Source organism: Paenibacillus wynnii (genome assembly GCF_000757885.1).
GTDB classification, from domain to species: domain Bacteria; phylum Bacillota; class Bacilli; order Paenibacillales; family Paenibacillaceae; genus Paenibacillus_AQ; species Paenibacillus_AQ wynnii.
On sequence record NZ_JQCR01000003.1, the window covers coordinates 1,682,179 to 1,704,221 of the forward strand.

The window sequence follows — 22,043 nt, forward strand, 5'->3', positions numbered from 1 at the left end:
CTCTTTTAAAAATACATATATTTATTTTAATATAACCTTTTATTTTCACTCACTCAAACAAAATAAAGGCCAACGCATAGTTTCTACGTTGACCTTTATTAACTATTCATAAAAATTTAATGGCAATGGAACATTCCACAATCTTTGTTCTATTGTCTGATGATGAGGACATCCTGAGGGGGTCTACCTGTGCTTTGAATTTGAGTAATTTGGGCATTTGTAAGATTGCGCCCTACCAAAACAAACGAAGATGTGACATTGTTAAAGTTGGCATTACCCAAGTTCGCTACACTTTGGCTTCCGCGATACACACGGAATGATCCCTGAAAGTTAATTCGCGAAAAGATTACAAGCGTTACCTCAGAACTCTGTACAACATTTCTAAGTCTGAAACTTGAGAGTTCGTTGTTAAATCTAAATGCTCCAAGATCACGAACTGCAACCCCTCCACGTCTGAATAGAATTCGACGAACGGAAAAATTGGTGCCAGACCAAAGGGCGAGACGTACATCACTGTTTGCCATTTATACCACTCCTTTTCTTAGGGTTGATATATTCTATGCCAACTTAAGAGAATGGTATAAGACAAATTCAGCGGTGCATTAGTTTGTTTATTACGGAGAAGCATAAGATACATCTCTCGGAAGACTAAAAGTGAATACCTTATCCCCGACAGCCCTATTTTGAACATCTTACCAATCTCAAGCGCTGCAGGACCAATCTCTGATGTAATATGAAGACTCCAAAGCTATTTCTCTTTATGGCGACCTGAGCAATTCACTCATTCCAATAAACAAAGTAACTTCCTAAGAGCGAACTTAATTGTTCAAGTTTAGAATAAGATGTTAGGGCATTAACGGCTCCCACTCCTTTAGTAATTAAGGGTTCCGATAGATATAGTTTATTAAGAACAAAGAGGTGTGCATTTGAAGGAACATTTCTTTTTATTTGAGTGACCTGTATTTCATGTGGACGGTAAAGCAAACGATTCATTTCCTCTTTTGTCTGCTCACAGTTTATTAATAGAAATTCAAGTATAGAATCCGTCATCTCACTTAAAGACTCGACAGTTACTACATTTTGTTCGATTAATTCAGAAACTAAATGCTTTAGAATTACATTCGGTCCAATATTAGCTTCTGAACAATGAAATTTGGCTTCGGAAATAATGAATTGCAGTAATAATTCAGCAGTTTCAAAATCTGTTGAAATATAATTGCTCTCTATTCTTATTTTAGACAACAGCTGATTAGGAGACGTTATAAGTCCTGTTATTTGTGCACTCCTTACCCAAGAATCAAGATGGTCCAAATGGATTATATTATCCTTATTTCGTAAGGGACTTGTTATATTACCCTCTATTAAATCTAGTATTATACTAGGGTCAAAGTTATATTTAGTCAGAATATCACTTAATTCTGTGGAATATAGCAACTCATGAGTTCTTTTATGATGATCAATACCTTCAAGCTGTTCTAGAACGTGGCTAAAGGGACTGTGTCCAATATCATGTAATAGTGCTGCAATCCTTAGTTCAAACCAATAAGGACAATAATAGGCCACTAGGGAAAATACTCCTAGGGTGTGTTGCAGACGAGTCGCGACATGTTGTGTGTTAATGTAACTGCAACCATTGTGATGTATGAAATGCAATCTGCGTAAAGGGGATGATTGAAGTAAACAGGATTCAATTTCAGTTAACTTCGTTTTAAGTCCCCACAATGGTTCCCATATTTCATTTCCGCCCATTAATTGCGCAATATATTGAATCGATCTGAATTCTTTCATACTACACTCTTTCTTCGATTATCTTCTTTTCCGAGAAAACTTCTTAAGTCTTTACCAACCAAGGGCTCATCCACAAATCTTGGAATAACATGCAAATGTGAGTGAAATAAATGCTGACCCGCTGCACCATTCGTATTCCATTGAAGATTATACCCATCCGGATTATGTAATCTGTCTAGATGTTCTTTTACTTCTTTCACTAAACTAAATGTATCGTTCCATTCTTTATCAGTAAGTTCAAATACGTTCACTCTATGGCGTCTAGGTACAATTAATCCCGATCCAATTAATATTTCCTGCGGCATTTGAAAGAATATGCAGCTTTCATTACTCAAAATTTCATTTTGCCTCTTTTCATTTTCGGGATTACAAAAGACGCAGTTATCATTATTAGACATTTGATTACTCCTTAGTGGATCATTATGTCGATTTTATACAAATATTTTGGGCGAAATTATGATTTATTGAAAGACAAAATAAAGTTTGTCTCCTGTTCATTTGACTGAAACTCTATTTTTCCGTTATTTTTAGTCATTATCTCTCTACATATCGCCAAACCCAATCCAGTGCCACTTTCTTTGTGAGTTATAAAAGGAAGAAATAGCGAATCTTCTATTTCTTTTGGTATTTGAGGCCCATTGTTCTTTATATGTATTTGAACACACTCTTCATCTTCCATGCATTCTATATTTATGACTCTATCCATCTTCACTGAAATTAATGCATCAATGGCATTGCTGATAATATTCGATAGAACTTGTTGTATTGAGATTTTCTGAATAAAGAAATAAAAATTTTCTCCGCCTTTTAAAAGCAGATTTATATTTTCATTACTCAATCGTGGATTTAGTAAATATACGGTTGAATGAATTAGCTGTGTAACAGAGATATTTACTTTTTCTTCTTCAAAAGCGTTATTCCTTGAGAAACTCAAAAACCCAGTTATATGCATATTTATGGCCTTGAATTCATCATCTATAACATCCAGGTATCTCTGTAATTGTGTTTGTCTGCCGCTATTTATATCATGCCTTATCAATTTTAAAAATCCTGCGATAGAGGTTAATGGGTTTCGTATTTCGTGTGCCATACTTGAAGCCATTTTGCCAATTAAATTTAACCGGTCATCATGTAGTTTATCTAAATTTTCTCTCATTCTTTCAAAGGACTGAGAAAGTTTTCCGATTTCATTGTTAGACTGTGAAAGAATAGGTTTAGTAAAATCCCCTTTGGAAATAGTCTCAGCAATCCTAATAAGTTTCTGGGTCGGATTCGTTATTGAACGATAGAGAAGGTATGCAATAACTATTCCGAGTAATATTACTGAAATTCCAAAAACAAAAGTATTATGGATCATTGTTCTGTTGGATTGTATTATTCCAGCCATATTATTATTGATCAATGCCAATTGTCTTTTTTGAATTTGATCAATCTTACTATTGATAGCATCAGAATAAACGTCAAAAGCAGGCATGGATAAGTTTCCCTTTGCAGGTCCACCATCAATGAAATCCTGTGCCATTTTTTCTCCTGTGAGGTGATAAATCTTAAATAAATCCTTAATTTCATTTATTTCTATCTTCATCTCTGGGTTTAATGCAAGAAATTCCGCAATATCCTTATAAAATAGATCCGCATATTCATTTGCTACCCTAAATCCTCCATCTAAACTATTTAGACTTCTTGTTGCACTAATATCCGTTAAATGTTGCTGCACTTGAACAACTGAAAGTTTTATATCATCCGCTAATAATGCAGAGGTCAACGCTTTATTTTCAAAGGTTAGAATACTATTGTTCTGTTTAGTTGCAATAGTATTATGATAAATAAAAACTATTGAAACAAGCACGAAAATTAAGCTGAATGCGATTAAACTTTTGATGCGAATAGTCACATAAATCCCCCTAATAAAAATGTAAGAAATGGATTAATATGCAGTACTGCTATCATTGAATATATCCTTTTCCAAGACATCATATTTACTTATAAATCTATTAGCTGCTTCGCCTGATGCAATCGGAAGTTGCATCCAAACATAAGCATGGACGGAACTCTCTAGACGCTCAATTTCATATGTATCTAACAGACTAGCAAACGTATGTAAACAGCTTCTGATTTTCTCATTTCCGCACTCTTCTTCACTTGGAAGAAATAAAATAGGGCATTGTACTTTCTTGTAATATTGCTCAAACTTCACATCCCAGTACTTTTGAATATACTCTGTTCTAACGCGGTTTAAATAACAGTAAGTAAAGCTACCGTCTTCCAACTGCAGTAGATTCTTGAATAACCCATTTTCTCCAAACTCATTGTATAAGGCACCCTCACAATGTGATATCCTGATTCGGGCTTGTCTGACTTGCCGTGTCCTCGAAAATCAGGAGCAACGATACTGTAATTCTTTTCAAATTGCGGTATGATTCCATCCCACATGTTCAAATTTCCGCCACTAAAATGAAGAAATAAAACAGCTTGATCATTTCCTCTATCAATTTCATCCCCCGATACTGTTATAAGTCTTTATTTGATTTGGAATTGATATACTAAATATAACATTTTTGCATATACAATAATCCCCTTTTTTCTTTTGTACATCAACAAGCACCAATCTCGTGTTCTTATCATAAATAGATAGGAAAGAAGGGCGGGATGCCGGTGGCTAACTATACTGTTAATGAAGAACGGGCTATCTTCCTGGCGGCAATCTGCGGACAGACCTATGCCCAATTTACAAATGCGGACGGTTCGTTTGTTGTTCCTCTGAATTATTCGGTTAGTCATACGATTCAAGCGAAATCCATCAGCAATATATGGGAGCGCTTCGGGTTTATTATTGAATCTCCGGATGAGATTATAATTGCTTTTAGAGGAACGAGCTCAACGACTGATTGGATCTCTGACATGATCGCCTCGCAAAAGAGGTTTAAATATATTAAGGAAGACTGCCTAACCCATCGGGGTTTTACAGACATCTATTCTACAGCCCGTAGCGGAGTTCTTTCCGCGCTGGCCAAGCTGTCAACCGATAAGACTTTGTACATTACAGGGCATAGTCTCGGAGCAGCACTCGCGACCCTATGTGCTATTGATCTTGCAGCCAACACTGCACACAGCTCACCCAACCTATATACATTTGGTTCCCCCCGTGTAGGTGATCCGGCTTTTGCGAAGGTTTTTACCATGTATGTCCGAAATAGCTACCGTATTGCCAATCTTTTTGATGTCGTAACATATGCTCCGCCAACCATCTACAAGCTTCCTAAGCGGGAAAAAAAATACTATTACACCCATGTCCAAACTCTCTCATCGCTGACTTTCCAGAATGGAGCTATAGGCCTCAATCACATTATAAGTAGTTATTTCGCAAAACTCTCGCAGCTTGAACCGATATTCACCCAAAGGTTATGTTCAACGAACCCCGGCTTCTGCCCAGTCATTGAAGAGAACCCGCAAAAGTCAAAAAAGACACTAACGAGGAGTTAGGGTCTTTTCATATCATGCTTTTCCATGACTATCTTGGATTAGATTATCTCGCTAAAATTTCTGCTATAAATCCAGATAACTCTTGTGCTGCTTTTTGATGAGCTAATACTCCTGGATGGCTTCTTGAACCTACGGTTTCATCTGTGGTATTCGGAATTTGAAAAACACTAACCTTCTTGTCACCTGTTTTCTTCATATAAATATCTACAGCCCGATAGATGGCAGGCATTAACGGTATACCCAGCATTCCGTATACCCATACGATATGTGCATTTGTATTATATTTTCTAAGTTTGGTCAGGAAATTCTGAACGGCCTCTTCAAACGCTCCCAAGTCCTCTTCATTATAGGAACCATCTTTATTTAACCTTTGTTTATGAGTCTGCCCTGTTCCTTCATCTTTCCATTCTGGTGAATGGAAAGCTCCAGCATCATTTGTCCCAAGATTAACTACCACAACATTGGGCTGCCAGGAATCAAAGGAGTGCTCTTCAAAGGCCCCTAAAGCTTCATTCTTGTCACCAGTAAGAAGACCACAAACCTTGTCATAGTACTCAGGAATATTTGCATGTGGGTTATTATCCCAGCTTGTAAGGACTCCCCAACCACTTTGAGAAATTATTCTATAGTCTGCGTTCAAAGCTTCTGCTGTCAGGGTACTATAATTGTTAATCGCGCTAAACCACATGGGAATCCAGTCTTCTTCAGCTTTTGCACCGATTATCCCTTCACCTGAAGTAATGCTGTCACCTATAAACTCCATTTTAAATGACTTTTCATCAACAGGTAGAAATTCTCCATCCGCCTTCACCGCATGGATCTGCAAGGAGTGGCCTGGATCTTCACTCATAGCCTGTAAATCTTTTACTATGCGAACATTTTTCACCGTATTTTCATTCATACCTCTAAATACACAAACCCAATACCGTCCTGCTGTTAACATTTGTCTACTTACTGGAACAGAGTTAATGACTATGCTAATCCAAGGTTCATAATTATCATAATCTGACTCTACTTCAATCCAAAGTTCAGATCCTTTAACATTTAATTCAATAGCACTTCCTGTCCAAAACAAGGTTAATGGAGAAAGGCACCCCGTTGTTCTACCATGGACTTTTAAATGATCAAGTTCAGATAATGGATGTACCTTTAACTTTTCATTTTGCATCATGCTATTTTGCTTCCCCCTAATTTCAATACATATCGTGGTCACACCGTAATCAGCTCTGAAATAAACATAGGTGTGGCCCCGTCCTCTGTATTAAAACCTATTTTTTTATAGAAATCTACTGCATGGGGATAAGATATTAACACTTTGGTTTTGCAGCCTTTATATCGATCGAGCATCATACTCATTAATTCCCTGCCTATACCTTTACTACTATAACTCGGATGGACTAGCATATAATGAAAATACACCGTTAAAGCACCGTCTGACAAAGCATTGATTAACCCGATAAGCTTATCCCCCTCCCATGCTGCAACAATAGAATGAGACCCTCTGATTGCTTGTAAAAGCTCGTTGGGGTACTTGCCAGACTCCCATTCTACCGAAAGAAACAACTCTTGGAGAGCCTCCTTAGTGATCTCTTCTATGTTAGAAGCATAATAAATACTCATCCTACATCTTCCTTTCAACCATTTTCTTTATTTCAATATACCGTTACAGATAGGTCTAGAAAATGGATTGACTGTAGGAGAGTTTGTATTTGTTTCTAAATTTTATTTTTTGTTATCTTCTATAGGTAAAGGTATTGTCTTGTCATAGGTTTTAATATAATGATATCCGTCTAGCAGTAGGTGATCCGGTTTCTCCATTGTGTTAAAAGAATACGTCTGCTCCCACAGGATGTTACCGTTCTTCAGATCCCACGGACGTGACAAAGATATTGAGGATACGGGAACTACGATACCATCAGCTTGAACGGATAATTTTTCCGTCTCCAAGATTGTAAATTGTTTTCTAGCGATAATGATGTCATAACCTGTATCGGTTTTTGTGACGCTTCGAATCCATACCTTTTCATTGCCAATCGTAATGGATTGATCTGATGGAGAGGCTAGGGAGATGGGTTCTTCTACTTTCTGATATCCGTCGAAATTTTCGAGTACAAGTTCAAGGGTCTCTATCTTGTCTGTCTGAAGTACATCAAATTCAAGTTCAAATCCCGCGATGCCCTCCTCAATGAAACGTTCCCCCCGCATTCCCCATGACTTCACTTCTGATCCATTCAAATAAAGCTTTATTTCACCTGGAAATCTCGGGTATCCCTCATAATCCATTTCATAATATCCCTTCACATTGGTTGTAGTTGGTGAAGCTGTAATGGAGTCAAAGTGGACAATCCCCCGATCGACAGGAACGGATTTTGAAATGTCCTCTTCTTTAAACATACTTCTCATCGCTTTATTCGCTTCAAACTTGAAGGAAATCGGGTAGGATGCCCTTTCCCCACTATTCAGCCACTCATAGAATGTAACGGTTAATGTTCTGGAGAATGGACTAACCGGTTCGAATTTAGATATTCCCTCGTAATGGGTCTCGTCTTTGCTACTGCCACCACTTCCTCCTCTCATGTCTGAATCAGTCAAAAAACCTTGCACTTTATCCACGTTGTAACGAAATGATTTACTCTCATTAAATATGGAACCTGCGGGTCGATCAATGGTGTAATACATAAGCAATGCGTTATCGTCTGCAATAACTCCGTTAATGGTAATGACAGTGCCATCATCAAGCGTTTTGCTTTTGTTGACCGTTTGACCGTATCCTTGCTCCGCCACTTCAGAAAAGCTTAGAGAGCTCAGCTCGTTTTTACTAAATAACATACTTCCGAAATAAGCAAATGCAGGATATTGATAAGTTCCAACAATCAGAAGGAGTGCTGCAGCTGACGAAGCAACCCATGTCATCGCTCTATTTACTTTTCTTTTCTTAGTAGGAACATTCTCAAGTGCGTTTCGAAGTCTGCCTTCAAGTTCTGACGGAGCCTGCACGATATTCAAGGTCTGTTTGTGCTCCAGTATTCTCTCCTCGATCGTTGTCATAACGATCACCTCCGATCATGGCTTTCAGTTTTTGTTTGGCCTGCGAAATTCTTGATTTGATGGTGCCAACCGGTGCATCGGTCATCTCTGCAATCGTCTGATACGAAAGATCATGTATGTAACGAAGTTCAATCGCTTCCCGCTGCCTTACATTCAGATGAGAGAGCAACACCTCCATGTCCATCTCAGACTCCGTATTGCGATATGAATTAGCGTCAGTTAATGCAGCAAGTGACGGTTCTTGCTCGTCTTCCAATGGAAGAAATCGTTCCTTTTTGCGGAGTAATGTTTTGCAACGATTGACGAGAATGGTTTTGCTCCAGCTGTAGAAAGCTTCCCCTTTTTGCAATTGATCCAGCTTCTCATAAAGCGTAACAATCATGTCTTCCATGGCATCCATCGAGTCATGCTCATTTCTCATGTAGCTATAGGCGAGACGATAATAAGCGTCCTGTTCGGCTATGATTAGTTGTAATAAAGCTTCCTTGCTGCCTTTTTGGGCTTGTTTGACAAGACGGCTTACATTCATATTCTCACCCCTTTCATAGATAAGAGATCGCAGAGGGTATTAAAGTTCATTATGTACACAATATTTTTTAATTTAAGAGCATAGTTCAGTTTAGAGATATCCTTTCCATAAGAATAGTCGTTAAAATGAAAAAAAGCTCCCGTGAATCACGGAAGCTCAAATGCCCATTACGTTGTTCCAAACAAAGAAGCCAATCCAACGGATCAGCCTCAGTTACATGAATATTGTTTTGCACAAGGAAAAACTGCTGTGATAGTACCTTTTCTAGGATATAGATCTGCTGTTATTTGTCCTATGTATTACTTTGCTATCCTTAACATTAATAATTAGACAACCAATGATTACAGATACGGTATCCATTACAGTTCTAATAATCATATCTTGAATATCTACTTTTAGAACCAGTGGCAAGAAAAAGTTAAAGAATACTAAATTAATCCCAAAAATCGCTCCACCAAATACCAAAGACTTTGTAAAAGCCTTATTACTATTAATCGTATAATTTAAATACTCAAACATCAAACCTATAACAATTCCTGTACAGATGACCCATACAAGGGTCCTTACTTGCGCTTGCTCAAACATAGAATAAATATGAAATCCTTTATATAGGATTATTCTACCCATTGTGAAAATCAAAGTAATAATTGCGATATTCACTATGGAATTAGAGGTTACTTTATGCTTTTTCTGTGCTGAGTCCTCTGATAAAAATCTCCCTGACATGAATCCTAAGAATAAAAGAACTAAACCGTCAGCCAAGGGATATGAGAATAAATCAATCGTAGAGCCATGCGGTAAGGGTTCCACTAAGAAAACAGTCCATACCACCGAGAATATTATACCGGCTTTCAAACCCTTTGATATCCTGCCTCCACCCATTCCCCTTTGAATCCGTTCAAATATAATAGTTATTGCAGTAAATGCTAAGGTACCATAAATCATAAACACAATAGGTAACGTTCCATTCTTAACAAATACACTCTGTTGCAACACCGTTTGATTTCCTGAAGGTATTAGCAATTGCAGCATTGAACGAATGATGATGGCTATAAAACTAATTAACAATATTTTAGACAGTTTCTTAACGGGCATTTCTTCCCACTCCCCTTTCAGGCACAATTATATATGAGTAGAGAAATTGACCCTATGACATTAGTGACCCACTCCAAAAAAAAAGTTCTACTGAATAGGGTCATCCTTGACAAAATATCTCCTATACATGAAGTGTAATACTACTAAATACTCTTATCCGCAAAGCGTTTCAGTAGAGTAATGGTATTAAAGTGCAATCCCTCGTGATAAAACGTATAGTTTAGAGATTCGCCTAATGTTTTTAAAGATAATCCACTGCTTATGGTAAATGGCTCAGACACTGGTTCACCTAAGCGATTCTGTAAAGATTCTTGTATACGTCCGGGCTGCTCTGCAAGCATTTTTAGTAATACCTCAAGTGTTGGAGGTTCCTCGTTCCATTCGGCTGGTTTGGATCCTCTTCCAAATAATCGACCAAAGCTTTCAGGTAATTGCATGGGCAAATCAGCAAGTTGAAAAGCAAGCTTCTCTTGAACCAAATAAATATGTCCTAAATTCCATCTCAGATTGTTATTAAACCCTTCGGGAATGATATCCAGCCTTTGTTCTGATATCCCCTCAACTGCTTTGATTGTCAGCAGACGTACAAATTCAAGTTGTTTGAACAGTATTTGATCCATATTATCCCTCGGCCCCTTTGTTGTAAATTAATATACTTATCTTATTATTTATACACTCTTTTAATATCTTTATTAAACCATAGAACATAACCACAGCGGTGGCAGGTTAATATATTAGCTGAACGATTTGCAAAATCCAGATTTAAAAAGCTTAACAATGCTGTATTCAATTGTGCATATCCATGTTCAAATTTATCATAGTGACAATGAGTACATGTAACATTTATCCCGTAGGCTTGATAATAGCCCGCTCCAATTGATTCTTTTACTTTCTTGGCAAATATGTTAAAGAACCTTTTCGCCTCGTTGGACATCGCAATAACCCTCCTAAATCCAATCTATACGTTCATGTCTCTTCCCTCATAATCTATTTTTAATTGATCATATTTCCTTCTATAACTCTCGTTCCTCAATAATACATCACGAATTTTATGGAAAAAGTCAAAGTCTGATCCCATAACGGTTACCTGTATACCTAGCGGTGGATCCGTTGAATCATCCTTCATGGCTTGAAATGTTTCCGTTATTGAACTCCCGTGATTTATTGAATACAGAATAGAAAGATCCTTGACGGTTTGATGGAACTGTTCTTGCGTCACCCGAACCTGTATATCGAGGTCACCCTTGGTCAAGGTCCCCGGAATCGCTGTGCTTCCTATATGCTGGATATCAGCTTCCGGTACGACTTGTTTAATTTTGACTCTATGCTCCATAAATAATTGTTGTGCTTTATAACAGACCCATCGATGATCATAAAAATGAACTGATTTCAATAGACTCCCTCCCTGTTTGAGCGCTGATTCTCGCACCGTTAACGGCATGGGAACATAGAAGACCCGCTACGGACACCTAATGTGAGATCATTCAAAGTAACTAAGTTGCGTTCCGGTCCAAGCACAATCAAGACATAGTAGGCTTCCCCATGAGAATTTTTGAGTACCAACTGGTAACCGCTGCCTCCAAATAATGGCTTGCATGTTGCTGCGGCCTTTAACGTATCACCTTCCGCATATTCCTTACGGACATATTTCATTCCTAGGGTTCTTACCGCTTGCTTATTCTGATGCTCCGTAATCACGTATTTTAGCGATGCCCCAGTAAGTATGATCATAAGGATTAAAAGACCTGCACGAGTTCTTTTCATATTTCCTCCTTAACCATCTGCAATAATATACTATAAACATTCAAGTTATACGGTGTATATTCATGTGACTACTTTTGCAGGAGGTCATAATGAATATAATATCCTTTATTATCTATTGTGTTGTTGTTACATTTACACCTGGCCCTACCAATATTGTTATATTATCATCCGTGCATCATTTTGGTGTAAAAAAAGCCATGGAATATGTATTCGGAGCCACGATCGCTTTTGGCCTGCTGCTTGCCGCTTCCTCCATGCTAAACCGCATTCTTGCAGGGGTCATTCCAAATATCCTGAGTATCATGCAGATCATAGGCAGCTTATATATGCTCTACCTTGCTTATCAAATCTATAAGATGGGTTCAACCGAATCCAAACCTACCTCAACAGCCAATTTCGTCTCAGGCTTACTTATGCAATTTGTAAATCCTAAAGTTCTTCTATTTACACTAACCGTAATCCCCAGCTATGTAATGCCCTACTATACATCATCTGCGTCATCGTTCCTGTTTGTCATGATCATAACTGTCATTGGTTTCTTGGCATTCACGACATGGGTTGTTTTTGGCGCAGTATTCAGAAGATTTCTACAGAACCATCAAAAATTGATAAATACCCTGATGGCGCTTTTTTTAGTGTATTCTGCAATAATGGTTTCAGGGATCCTATAGAGAGTTGGAGGTGGAGAGCGTGGAGAAATTCAACTATAAAAGATCGGCAGATATTCTGGCATTATCGGCAAGCTTTACAGACTTCACCTATAAGAAACATTGCCACGAGGAATATGCGATCGGTGTAACTCTGCGCGGCATCCAACAATATAACTTGGAAGGCAGTTTTCAATCTTCCCATAAAAATGGCGTAATGCTGTTTAATCCCGAGCAGTCGCATGATGGCAGTGCATACGATAAGACTGGCATTGACTATGTCATGCTCTATATCAAGCCGGACTTATTTTTAGAGAGTTCTGGTAAGAAGGAATTGGTGCGTTTCTCCTCTCCTATCGTTTACGATGCCAAATTAGCGAACTGTGTATTATCTCTAAGCCATTCCATCTTGAGCGGCAAAGAAGAATCTCTAAGCAGTGATCTACTCTTAACCTTGGTCGATCTAGTTTCCAATACGGAAATAGATACAGCCACTAGAAAGAATAATGAACTGGTTAACAAAGCAAAGGAAATGATGTTCTATAATTTAGAGAATGTACTAAAACTTGAGGATCTCAGCAAAGAGTTTAAGATGTCAAAATATCAGTTTATCCGGGAGTTTAAGTCCCACACTGGAATATCGCCTTATCAATTTTTCCTGAATTGTAAAGTAGAGCATGCCAAGCAATCTATTGAGAAGAATAAGGATATTTATTCCGCCGTGGCAGAATGCGGGTTTGTGGATCTAACTCACCTGAACAGGCATTTTAAGAGCGTATTTGGAATCACAGCCTATGAATATATGTCACAACTCAGTTGAGCATAAATAATTTGTGATTATTCTTTAAGTTCTGTCTCGACGTGAGCAGACATTTCCGCACCACTACTCTGGCTGAATACAAGGATATAATCCCCTTCGGGAAAAAGAGTGGATGATTCTTCATATGTATATTCAAAAGATTCACGAGGTTTGAGGGTACCTTGTTGAATAACTGCTTCACGTTCCTTATTCCTGATTCTAAAATCAAATTCAGTGCTGCCTATATTTTTAATACTTATTTGTAAGGGCGCATCTCCTGAATAATAAAGACCTGAGCTTCCCTCACCATTCATAATTAAGTTTAAGTTAGTATCTGCTATAAAAGAAGATGATGCTGGAATTCCTTTTTCTTTTTGATCCGTGTATGTATTCAGTATTATGGATTTATCTTGTACAGCATTACAACCGGTAATGATGATTAAAAGTAAAATAATTAGAGCAGTACGATACAGTGGTTTTCTTCTAATTTTCACAGCATTTCACCCCCTACCCATCCATTTATCTTCCAAAAATTCCCTTATTGAATTATACCTTCAATTTATCCATCTCGCAATCCTACTGGTGAATATTGTATAATTAATTATTCTCTCGTGATAACACCCCAATCTTTTCTAAAGCCATGTGTTCTATATCCTTCTTCGTGGGATAGGTTCTTAGACAGTCAAAATTGATTTCACTTTTATCTATGCCCGAAATACGATAGACTGCTATTTCCTTGCTTTCATTTTTTAGTATCAAATCATCCATTCTGAAACCAGTACTTTCCGGGCGATCTAGAACTCTATGCTCGGTAAAATTCTTTAAATCTAACCACGAAATCTCAGAGCGATGTATACCTGAACCATAAGAATAGGCATAGACAACATCCAAAGTTCCATCCTTATTTAAATCGAAAGGAACTGCACTTGTTACCCCATATCCGCCAAATCCGTTGCCTATATGGACAGCTTTTTGTTTGGACACGATGAATGTTTCCCAACTTGAATCTCCAACCATTTTAAAAAGCTGAAGCCTTGTTTGATCCCAAAAATCAGAGGGTGTGATTTCAATCAGATCCATATCCTTACCACTCGACTTAGGAATATCTTGAGTTGCTAAAATTAACCGATTCGCTTCCTCTATGGGTACCTTATTCGAATTTATTTGTCTTGCCTTTACATCAATGTCTATTCCATGTCCATCAGCGGTGGTAACATAAACCTTCCACCTCTCAGACTCTGTATGGCTGTTAGTCAATTTAAATGATCTCGTTAAGTCTTGTCCTTCTTTAATATCCACAAATCCAAAGTCTTTCGAACCATAATATACTTTGAACTTTACGGTCCCCTTTCGATTTTTAATCGATACATCTATTCTAACGTCATTACTTGGCGGGCATGTGAATGATGACTCGAAAGAACCACCAACGGTCCTTGTATCGTTAATCAAAATCACATCATACTGGGTACTATTCTTCTCAAATTCTATTTCTTGAGTATTGACTTGCGTATCCTCTACTCTAGGCATGGGTGTGGTAGTAACCGTCAGTTTTTGGGAATATATTTGAACCACCAACATTCTAGCTAATATCAATACCAGTAATAATAAGATCCCATTGACCATGAGCTTTCTTTTCTTTTTAAAACTTTTGAGTATCATATTAATTCTCCTTTGGGGGTGCCTTCTGAAAAAAGTATTCTCTTTCGCTGTTATGCCCTTACATATTATTCTACTCGTTCTATTAAGCTACATCAGCAATGATTGGATAAATACTTACATTGTGGCGCCGTATATTGTTCCATACACATCCATAAATACATATATTTCTTCTTATCTTTTTAACGGTATCATGGGTGCACTGTTCGCTTCTTTGCTCTTAATCGTCTGTTCAAGAGGTCTAGCTCTCAAACCTACATATCAAGAACTGGATTTCCGCTTTAGTACATTTAGAAAAAGCTTTAGAGCCATCCTGATCTTTGTTATCGTGTTCATGATCATTTATATATTTTTCGGCACTCTTGCGGCAAAACAACATTTGTTTGACTACTCGTTCCAATTCCCTCTAACAATCAGCAATATTTTACGATGGTTTTTATTTCAATTATTGATTTCCGGTTTAGAGGAGATCTTCTTCCGATGTTTTGTGATCCTGCTTCTTTTTAAATTATGGGACCAAATGTTCACCAAACCTAACTATCTTCAGATGGCAGTTATTATCGCTTCTACTCTAATATTTGCTGCCCGACATATTGGATTCCTTTTGTATCCGTTCCAAATCACCTATTTTGTTCCGCTTCATCTTCTAGTCGTCAGTGTATTAGGAATATTCTTAGGGATTTTATTTATTAAAACCAGAAGTTTTTGGGCTGTTTATGCTGCACATGGGTTTATTAACGGATGTATATTTGCATTTCTATTAGTACTGAATAAAACATTATCTTGATACTAGAAGTATTCCCTCTATTCTATCAACAACAAAAGAGATGCTACGATTAGGCATCTCTTTTGCTCTGTTTCCGGCTAACCTGTTTTTCTCTTACCGCTTTTTCGCAACAGGTATCCAAATCTCGCTTTTAAAAATAGGGGAAGTGGTATCCTTACTCTCATTCCATAATATTTCCGGGCCTTCCACTTGTTCGTAATTGGAGGAGGGAAACCATTCGGAATAGATCCGTCCCCAAATTTGTTGAAGAGTTGCGGGAAAAGGTCCGACTGCCTCAAATACAGCCCATGACGTTGCAGGAATATCTAGCTGCGAGAGATTTTCAGGACAATCCTCTGTTGTAGCCACACCGATGTAATGGTCCAGTTCTCCCTTTTCCTCCATTCGACCCTCGGAAAAATTAGCGGATGCGCTAAGCATTCCTAAAGGGACGACATTCGACAGCTGTTTCAGTTGAGTAATTAATTCCTCATTTAGACTTGCCCACATCGCAGCTATTTCCGGATTTACTCCATGGAATATAATAGGGACTCTCTTTTTGAGACCCACGATTCGAAAATAGTCTTTTTCTTCAATACGGTAGATCATTTCACTACCTCCTTTAATCGTTAACTGAAAACTCATGCGTGGATAGGACTTTAAAGATTGCCCCTTAATTCTGGATTCTGAGGGAGTAATCCCATGAAAGATTTGGAAAGCCTTCGCAAATGCATCCGGTGAACTGTATCCAAAATCCATGGCTATGTCGATTATCCTCAACTGACTTTTTTGAAGCTCATACGCTGCTAAAGTAAGACGTCTTAGGCGGATATACTCTGACAGTGATATACCGGCTAGGAATGAAAACATCCTTTTAAAATGATAATCCGAGCATAAAGCCCTCTTTGCAGCTTCTTTAAAGTCAATCTCTTGAGTGAGATTTTCTTCAATATAGGACAATGCTTTGTTCATGTTCTCAAGTGAATACATCCTCACCTCTCCCTCCTTCTACTGTAGAGTATCAAAAATCAGGGTGAACCATCCGACATTTCGTGTACAACATTAACGGGGTAGAATTTAAAAGTAAGCCAGCCCGAAATTGGGTATGGTTGTTGTTGGTGTAAAACCCAGACGCAAAGCCAATTTATAAGACCCTTCATTCTCCAACCGGCATGCCCAAACAGGCTCTAGTTCATTCTTCAGACAATAATCTATCAGTGCGGAACAAACGGAATATGCATATCCCTTCCCGCGGTACGCTTCAGAGGTTTCAATGCCAATCTCCAACTGATGCCCCTTTCGATAAGCGGAAAATGCCGTTGATGCAACTTCTTCATTATCCAGCAAGCTATAGGCTATACCCTCCGCTAAGAACTGGTCAGCATTACTCCAGAAACACCTCGGACTTACACTGCCGGTAAGGGATAGAAACTGTTCTTTTGTTGTCTGCATTATGCATGTGCCTTGACTATGATAATGTTCTTTCGATTGATGATAGGATTCCTTATTAAAAATGAAATTAACTCTTTGTTGTTTGATGATCGGATTCTGATGATTAGCGCAATTATGGGAATTCACCATAGACTCAACTTTGCTTGTCCAAGCTCCCTCCGGTGCAATCTGCAGCCATTCCGGCTTGTGCCTAATCTGCTTGCTATTGGTTATGTATTCTAGGAGGGCGTAATGAAAATATTCATTGTCAGTGTCCCCGTATAGCAGTGACATTCCGTAGGGATGTACGACATAAAACGTACTTGGGTCTTTCTCACAATCCACATAGATCGTACCTGAAATACGCTGTAGAATCACCGCTTCTGCAAATAACGTATTGATATTCACATGGCTTAAAGGCAATATTGCTTTGTGGTAATCATTAATCTCTAGTGTTATCATACCTGTCCTTTCCGATCTCCATTAGTATGAGCATCTCTCTTTAATTATGGGTTTAATTCTACAAAACAAAAAAAAGCTAGATCATTATCCCAGCTCTTTTTGAGATTACTTTTACTTAATTTCAAACCACCATATCAGATAAACTGTCTACTGGGGTGTTCATCTTTTTCCTATGCAGCAATACATAGATCAGGTAGCCTCCGTACAGCAAATATAAAATATTCAATATAGATACCACCAGTAACTCTTTGTCTTCAATAGTAGTGTTCGTCATTTGAGCAAGCGCATCAAACATGAAATGAAAAACGATCAAGGGCAGGATGTTGGGTGTCGTCTCTATGAGTAGAGCAAGAATGAGCCCGATAAGAAATGCATTGATAATCTGTAGAACAATATGTATGGGATCACTGCCGTTAAGCGCATTGGCCATATGTAGAATACCGAAGAATATGGAAGAAAAGACGATAAAAAAAACAGGCCCTTTGGACAGCAGTTTCTCTCTGATTATCCCTCTAAAAATCGATTCTTCCGTATAACCGACAAGTATCGAGAAAACTAGAATAAGGATGATTTGAGCAGCTGTAAGCTCTAAGTTGAAACCGCCCATTATAGGTTGAACAGCAGCAATCACAAGCAAGGGAATATAATAGAGCGTTACCTTTTCTTTACGAATATCGAGCTTCTTAAAGCCAAAACTCCCAAAGGTAGGGTCTTTTTTCCTCATGTACAATGAAACAATTACTGCCATAACGAAAAATGCACAAGCCTGAGCAGCCATCATCCCCCAATCATCTAGCTCCATGATCGTCGCTGCGGCAGAAGCAACTGTAATCAGTAAAGTCAGTACTACCCCCAGCATGATTGAAAATAGAATAGGATGTCCTTTAACCTCTTTTTTCCTCATCGTTCTCTCTCCTTTAACATCAAATCTGTAATGAATGGCTAAGTATAATAATGGAATATTTGTCACTCCGATTTTAACTATACCATAAGATTAGATAAAGAGAATTGAGATTTTTTCCGTCATTTAGAGCGGCTTTTATTAATTAAGCTTAGCAGGCAAATTAGCGTACAAGACAGACAAAGAAATAATAAGCCATATTCTCCTGAGGATATTGAGTTGATCATCGCTGCAATTGTTGCTACTCCGGAAATGAGTGTACATGTTCCAATAAGCCTCCGAGGAAAACCGTCAGATTTCATCTCTTTTTCCTTATCCATGTTATCCCTCCGCTGGTTCTATATAATTTCATCAATAGCCTGCACATTTTTGGATTTATGGAAGAATTAAGCAGGATATTGTCATTCTACGGAGAATATCAACAATGTACAAGTATCAATTCAACAACAATAGATTTTTGATAACAGGAGGCAAAATAATGGTTAACTTGTTCGGTGGATTGTTGGGTAACTATTCTGAGATAAGTATTTCTGAGTTAAAGAGTCAATACGGGATTTATCTTACGCCCCAAGAAGAGATTCGGATGGGGTTCAAGCTGGTCCGCGATGCTTTTATTATTACGGATGACCGTTTGATTCTAATTGATCATCAGGGAGTAACAGGGAAAAAGACCCGCGTTGCCTCCATACATCTTAATTCCATCTATGAGGTTACTATGGAAACGGGCGGTACGGGCTTCGAGGATTGCGAAGTTACGCTTCATTACATTACCTCACCTTATCACAAGTCCAACAATCTGCAGACGTCCTTGTATAAGTTCGAGTTCGGCAAGAAATTCAATGTACAGCCTTTGTATACAGCATTGGTCAGTATTGCCAGCGAGAATTGTAAACGTCTGAATTCCTGATCTAAAGTACGAATATGTCCTCTGCCAGTGTGTTGGTGGGGGACATCGTTATGTTAAGAAAACAGAAAAGAGGCAAGAACATTGGGGACAACAATTTCAATGCGAGAGAAGTTATTTTTCTCGGGTGGCTTGCTGGGCCAGAATATTTTATATAGCTTTATGTCCACGTATATCTTGTTTTTTTACACGGATTTATTAGGGATATCTGCGACAACTGCTAGCGCTATATTAGTAGTCGCAAGTATATTTGATGCCTGTCTGGACCCTTTAATGGGCATGATCACCGATAAAACCCGAACGAGATGGGGGAAATTCAGACCCTACCTACTGTTTGCCCCGGGCTTGATTGCCGCTGCTACCGTATTATGTTTTTGGGATATTGGCGGTTCATCTACGACGACGCTTGTTTTTGCCACTGTCTCTTATTTACTTTGGGGGATGCTTTACACCGTTTGTGATACTCCGCTTTGGGCACTATCTTCTGTAATCTCTAAAGATCCTAATGAACGAACGCTCCTCGTAACCTTGGGGAAAATCGGGGGAATGATAGGTGCGGTCGCTATAACTGTCGGAGGCATTCAATTACTGTTAGCTTTCGGTGGAGAACGAGATACTCATGCCTATTTGTACTCCGCAATGATTATTGCCGTAATCGCAGCTATCTCCATATTTCTGGCAGGCTTCCATACCAAAGAGAGGGTAGCCCCTCCTGCGGAACAAATCCCCTTTCGTAGAAATCTGCAAACTATATACAAGAATAAACCTTTGTTAACTTTGTTGTCAGCCCTTTTGATCGTCAATTTGGTTATCGGGATAAGACAGAGCATTCAACTATATTATGTGGTTTATGTTTGGGGCGATTCGAGCTATATTAGTCAGTTGGGAATGAGTCTAGTTGTAGGAATGTTGCTGGGGATGATCGTGACACCAAAGCTACTCCGTGTATTTTCACATAAGAGAGTATTTATTATTTCTTGCATATTAGGCAGCCTATCCTGTTTGGTTCCTTACTTTAAAGGAGACGGCAATATAACATTTACGCTTGTATTATTCGCCGTCAGCTTCTTTTTTTCAGGAGTGACCACAATTGTAAGTACCTCCATGCTGTTAGACACTATTGATTATTCCGAATGGAAGCTGGGCTTCCGAGGCGAGGGGATTGTATTCTCAACGCATACCTTTATCACTAAATTTAGCGGGGCTGTTTCGAAGTTGATCATTGGTGCGAGCCTGGGATTGTTGAATTATATTGAGAACCAACCTGCTACCGCCAATCTTCAACAGGGTTTAAGTTTTGTGATGTTTGTTTTACCGGCATTGTGTTTTGTGATTGCTATCATTCCAATACTTTTTTATACCTTAAGCAATAGTCAGAGAAATCAGATGTTGATTGAACTCGAGACTCATAGAAGGAGTGTGTAGAATTGGACATATCTAGCTTGAATACCCTGATGGCCCCTCCTGACATCCATAATTATAAAAGAATATTGTGCGTACAGCCTCACCCGGATGATAACGAAATTGGAATGGGTGGAATTATTTCTACTTATGCTGACAAAGGCTGCGAAATTCATTACTTAACGGTGACCAACGGTGATCTGGGTTCCATGGATGAGCGTCTAACCCATGAAGAAGTCGCCGAGATCCGCACTAAAGAATTGGAGGAAGCCGGACGTTTCCTTGGAGCCTCGGTCTTCCATTCTTTACATTACGGTGATGGTACTTTAGAGAACATTCCTCGTTTAGCTGGAGAAATTGCCGAGATTATTCGAACGGTGAAACCAGAAGCCATATTCTGCCCCGACCCTTGGCTTACTTATGAAGCGCACTATGATCATATTATTACGGGAAAAGCGGTTGCGCATGCCTTCCTCTCTTCAGGTCTTGCCCGATATCCTAAAGGCACCCTTACCCACCCTTGGCAAGTATCGGCTATCGGTTTTTATTTCACGGCCAACCCAAATCTAATAATAGATACGACAGATGCCTTTGAGAAGAAATTCAAAGCTATAGAACTGCACCGCAGTCAATTTAACGACGAGATCCTGGCATTATACCGTATCTATTTCAAAGAGAAAGGCAGACAGCTTGCAGAAGGGAAGGATTTTGAAATAGGCGAAGGTCTTAAGGTACTCTCTCCTGTCCATTTACATTGCTTCGTAGATGCTATTCATATCTAAGGGAACAAAATAGCTAAACAAAAACACCCATATCAGCAATTTGTTGAAGTGTCTTAACTACACGTTCCTCACTATACGGTTTTAATATGAAAGATTTTGCACCTGCTATCATGGCTTCCCGAACTAATTTCTCTTGACCCATACTGGAAATCATAACTACTTTTGCTTTAGGGTCAATTTCCATTATTCCCTTGAGAGCATCTATACCTGAGCATTCCGGCATGGTGATATCCATCGTAACAATATCAGGTTGACATTCGACATATTTTTTAATAGCTGTGTGTCCATCTCCCGCTTCACCAACTACCTGAAAACCGTTTTTTCTTAATAATACTTGCAAACTCATCCGCACAAATGCTGCATCATCCACAATAAGAACCTTTTTCATCTCAGTAGCCTCCTAGTCTTCAAAAAAGCTTGTAAAAATAAAAAACCCTTCAGCAGTTGAAGGGTTCAATGACCTTAAAAGGTCAAATCAAAAAAATTCTCAACCTGCAACCTGGCTTTCGTAGTTCGTAGGAACCTTAGACCCATGGCTTTGCGTCCCTACCTTTCAATAGGTTTGCCCTTGATATATAGTTAAAAAG

General features: G+C 38.6%; 28 protein-coding genes and 1 riboswitch. Of the genes, 7 read left to right on the plus strand and 21 right to left on the minus strand.

What is annotated here, in order from left to right; translation table 11 throughout:
• Window positions 1-149 precede the first annotated feature (149 nt).
• From PWYN_RS23265 to PWYN_RS29420, 6 genes are all read right to left on the minus strand, one after another.
• Window positions 150-524: a hypothetical protein gene (locus PWYN_RS23265; RefSeq protein ID WP_036656804.1), complete on the minus strand. Its 375-nt coding sequence runs from the start codon at window positions 522-524 to the stop codon at window positions 150-152.
• 253 nt (window positions 525-777) lie between these two features.
• The gene (locus PWYN_RS23270; protein WP_036656807.1) at window positions 778-1,788 is read right to left on the minus strand and encodes an HD domain-containing protein; all 1,011 of its coding nucleotides are present in this window, start codon (window positions 1,786-1,788) and stop codon (window positions 778-780) included.
• Window positions 1,785-2,186, minus strand: coding sequence for an HIT family protein (locus PWYN_RS23275; RefSeq protein ID WP_036656809.1), 402 nt, complete (start codon window positions 2,184-2,186; stop codon window positions 1,785-1,787). The genes PWYN_RS23270 and PWYN_RS23275 overlap by 4 nt, the downstream gene beginning before the upstream one ends.
• Window positions 2,187-2,242: 56 nt before the next feature.
• On the minus strand, window positions 2,243-3,682 hold the full coding sequence (locus PWYN_RS28345) for a sensor histidine kinase (RefSeq protein WP_052088331.1): 1,440 nt from the start codon (window positions 3,680-3,682) through the stop codon (window positions 2,243-2,245).
• 33 nt (window positions 3,683-3,715) lie between these two features.
• A complete protein-coding gene (locus tag PWYN_RS29700) occupies window positions 3,716-3,985 on the minus strand; it encodes a hypothetical protein (RefSeq protein ID WP_205622787.1) in 270 nt (89 codons plus the stop codon).
• Window positions 3,986-4,023: 38 nt separating this feature from the next.
• On the minus strand, window positions 4,024-4,302 hold the full coding sequence (locus tag PWYN_RS29420; protein ID WP_338049244.1) for an alpha/beta fold hydrolase: 279 nt from the start codon (window positions 4,300-4,302) through the stop codon (window positions 4,024-4,026).
• Between the two features lie 141 nt (window positions 4,303-4,443).
• Here PWYN_RS29420 and PWYN_RS23290 point away from each other — a divergent pair, with 141 nt between their 5' ends.
• The gene (locus PWYN_RS23290) at window positions 4,444-5,271 is read left to right on the plus strand and encodes a lipase family protein (RefSeq protein ID WP_240479818.1); all 828 of its coding nucleotides are present in this window, start codon (window positions 4,444-4,446) and stop codon (window positions 5,269-5,271) included.
• A gap of 43 nt (window positions 5,272-5,314) precedes the next feature.
• Here PWYN_RS23290 and PWYN_RS23295 read toward each other — a convergent pair whose 3' ends face one another.
• From PWYN_RS23295 to PWYN_RS23335, 9 genes are all read right to left on the minus strand, one after another.
• Complete coding sequence (locus PWYN_RS23295) at window positions 5,315-6,442, minus strand: SGNH/GDSL hydrolase family protein (protein ID WP_036656816.1); 1,128 nt, start codon at window positions 6,440-6,442, stop codon at window positions 5,315-5,317.
• 38 nt (window positions 6,443-6,480) lie between these two features.
• The gene (locus tag PWYN_RS23300; RefSeq protein ID WP_036656818.1) at window positions 6,481-6,891 is read right to left on the minus strand and encodes a GNAT family N-acetyltransferase; all 411 of its coding nucleotides are present in this window, start codon (window positions 6,889-6,891) and stop codon (window positions 6,481-6,483) included.
• Between the two features lie 102 nt (window positions 6,892-6,993).
• A complete protein-coding gene (locus PWYN_RS23305; protein ID WP_036656820.1) occupies window positions 6,994-8,319 on the minus strand; it encodes a DUF4179 domain-containing protein in 1,326 nt (441 codons plus the stop codon).
• Complete coding sequence (locus PWYN_RS23310) at window positions 8,246-8,848, minus strand: RNA polymerase sigma factor (RefSeq protein WP_036656823.1); 603 nt, start codon at window positions 8,846-8,848, stop codon at window positions 8,246-8,248. Before PWYN_RS23310 ends, PWYN_RS23305 begins: the two co-directional genes overlap by 74 nt.
• A 264-nt stretch (window positions 8,849-9,112) precedes the next feature.
• The gene (locus PWYN_RS23315) at window positions 9,113-9,943 is read right to left on the minus strand and encodes a hypothetical protein (RefSeq protein WP_036656826.1); all 831 of its coding nucleotides are present in this window, start codon (window positions 9,941-9,943) and stop codon (window positions 9,113-9,115) included.
• A gap of 143 nt (window positions 9,944-10,086) precedes the next feature.
• Entirely contained in the window at window positions 10,087-10,563 is a 477-nt protein-coding gene (locus PWYN_RS23320) for a DinB family protein (RefSeq protein ID WP_036656829.1), read from the minus strand.
• A 44-nt stretch (window positions 10,564-10,607) separates the two neighbouring features.
• Window positions 10,608-10,877: a hypothetical protein gene (locus tag PWYN_RS30155; protein ID WP_036656832.1), complete on the minus strand. Its 270-nt coding sequence runs from the start codon at window positions 10,875-10,877 to the stop codon at window positions 10,608-10,610.
• Between the two features lie 24 nt (window positions 10,878-10,901).
• The gene (locus PWYN_RS30160; protein ID WP_052088333.1) at window positions 10,902-11,336 is read right to left on the minus strand and encodes a GrpB family protein; all 435 of its coding nucleotides are present in this window, start codon (window positions 11,334-11,336) and stop codon (window positions 10,902-10,904) included.
• A 38-nt stretch (window positions 11,337-11,374) separates the two neighbouring features.
• A complete protein-coding gene (locus PWYN_RS23335) occupies window positions 11,375-11,707 on the minus strand; it encodes a hypothetical protein (RefSeq protein WP_036656834.1) in 333 nt (110 codons plus the stop codon).
• Window positions 11,708-11,796: 89 nt separating this feature from the next.
• Between PWYN_RS23335 and PWYN_RS23340 the strand changes: the two genes are divergently transcribed.
• Window positions 11,797-12,378, plus strand: coding sequence for a LysE family translocator (locus tag PWYN_RS23340; protein ID WP_036656837.1), 582 nt, complete (start codon window positions 11,797-11,799; stop codon window positions 12,376-12,378).
• A 19-nt stretch (window positions 12,379-12,397) separates the two neighbouring features.
• Window positions 12,398-13,174: an AraC family transcriptional regulator gene (locus tag PWYN_RS23345; protein ID WP_036656840.1), complete on the plus strand. Its 777-nt coding sequence runs from the start codon at window positions 12,398-12,400 to the stop codon at window positions 13,172-13,174.
• A gap of 17 nt (window positions 13,175-13,191) precedes the next feature.
• Here the strand turns inward: PWYN_RS23345 and PWYN_RS23350 are convergent, their stop codons facing one another.
• Together PWYN_RS23350 and PWYN_RS23355 are read right to left on the minus strand one after the other, a co-directional pair.
• Complete coding sequence (locus tag PWYN_RS23350) at window positions 13,192-13,647, minus strand: hypothetical protein (RefSeq protein ID WP_036656842.1); 456 nt, start codon at window positions 13,645-13,647, stop codon at window positions 13,192-13,194.
• A gap of 103 nt (window positions 13,648-13,750) precedes the next feature.
• On the minus strand, window positions 13,751-14,812 hold the full coding sequence (locus PWYN_RS23355) for a hypothetical protein (protein WP_036656845.1): 1,062 nt from the start codon (window positions 14,810-14,812) through the stop codon (window positions 13,751-13,753).
• Window positions 14,813-15,143: 331 nt separating this feature from the next.
• Here PWYN_RS23355 and PWYN_RS30745 point away from each other — a divergent pair, with 331 nt between their 5' ends.
• The gene (locus tag PWYN_RS30745; RefSeq protein ID WP_420805824.1) at window positions 15,144-15,596 is read left to right on the plus strand and encodes a CPBP family glutamic-type intramembrane protease; all 453 of its coding nucleotides are present in this window, start codon (window positions 15,144-15,146) and stop codon (window positions 15,594-15,596) included.
• Between the two features lie 93 nt (window positions 15,597-15,689).
• Here the strand turns inward: PWYN_RS30745 and PWYN_RS23365 are convergent, their stop codons facing one another.
• The 3 genes from PWYN_RS23365 to PWYN_RS23375 form a co-directional block, all read right to left on the minus strand.
• Window positions 15,690-16,565: an AraC family transcriptional regulator gene (locus tag PWYN_RS23365; protein ID WP_036656849.1), complete on the minus strand. Its 876-nt coding sequence runs from the start codon at window positions 16,563-16,565 to the stop codon at window positions 15,690-15,692.
• A gap of 87 nt (window positions 16,566-16,652) precedes the next feature.
• Window positions 16,653-17,468 carry a GNAT family N-acetyltransferase gene (locus PWYN_RS23370; protein WP_036656852.1) on the minus strand — a complete coding sequence of 272 codons (816 nt, stop codon included), beginning with the start codon at window positions 17,466-17,468 and terminating at the stop codon, window positions 16,653-16,655.
• A gap of 121 nt (window positions 17,469-17,589) precedes the next feature.
• On the minus strand, window positions 17,590-18,372 hold the full coding sequence (locus PWYN_RS23375) for a CPBP family glutamic-type intramembrane protease (RefSeq protein ID WP_036656855.1): 783 nt from the start codon (window positions 18,370-18,372) through the stop codon (window positions 17,590-17,592).
• A 475-nt stretch (window positions 18,373-18,847) separates the two neighbouring features.
• Between PWYN_RS23375 and PWYN_RS23385 the strand changes: the two genes are divergently transcribed.
• From PWYN_RS23385 to PWYN_RS23395, 3 genes are all read left to right on the plus strand, one after another.
• Window positions 18,848-19,276 carry a PH domain-containing protein gene (locus PWYN_RS23385; protein ID WP_036656860.1) on the plus strand — a complete coding sequence of 143 codons (429 nt, stop codon included), beginning with the start codon at window positions 18,848-18,850 and terminating at the stop codon, window positions 19,274-19,276.
• Window positions 19,277-19,357: 81 nt separating this feature from the next.
• On the plus strand, window positions 19,358-20,698 hold the full coding sequence (locus PWYN_RS23390; protein ID WP_036656862.1) for an MFS transporter: 1,341 nt from the start codon (window positions 19,358-19,360) through the stop codon (window positions 20,696-20,698).
• A 2-nt stretch (window positions 20,699-20,700) separates the two neighbouring features.
• Window positions 20,701-21,456, plus strand: coding sequence for a PIG-L deacetylase family protein (locus tag PWYN_RS23395; RefSeq protein ID WP_036656864.1), 756 nt, complete (start codon window positions 20,701-20,703; stop codon window positions 21,454-21,456).
• A gap of 13 nt (window positions 21,457-21,469) precedes the next feature.
• On the opposite strand, the gene PWYN_RS23400 is transcribed toward PWYN_RS23395, so the two are convergent.
• A complete protein-coding gene (locus PWYN_RS23400; RefSeq protein ID WP_036656867.1) occupies window positions 21,470-21,844 on the minus strand; it encodes a response regulator in 375 nt (124 codons plus the stop codon).
• A 102-nt stretch (window positions 21,845-21,946) separates the two neighbouring features.
• Window positions 21,947-22,033, minus strand: a riboswitch (cyclic di-GMP riboswitch).
• Between the last annotated feature and the right edge of the window lie 10 nt (window positions 22,034-22,043).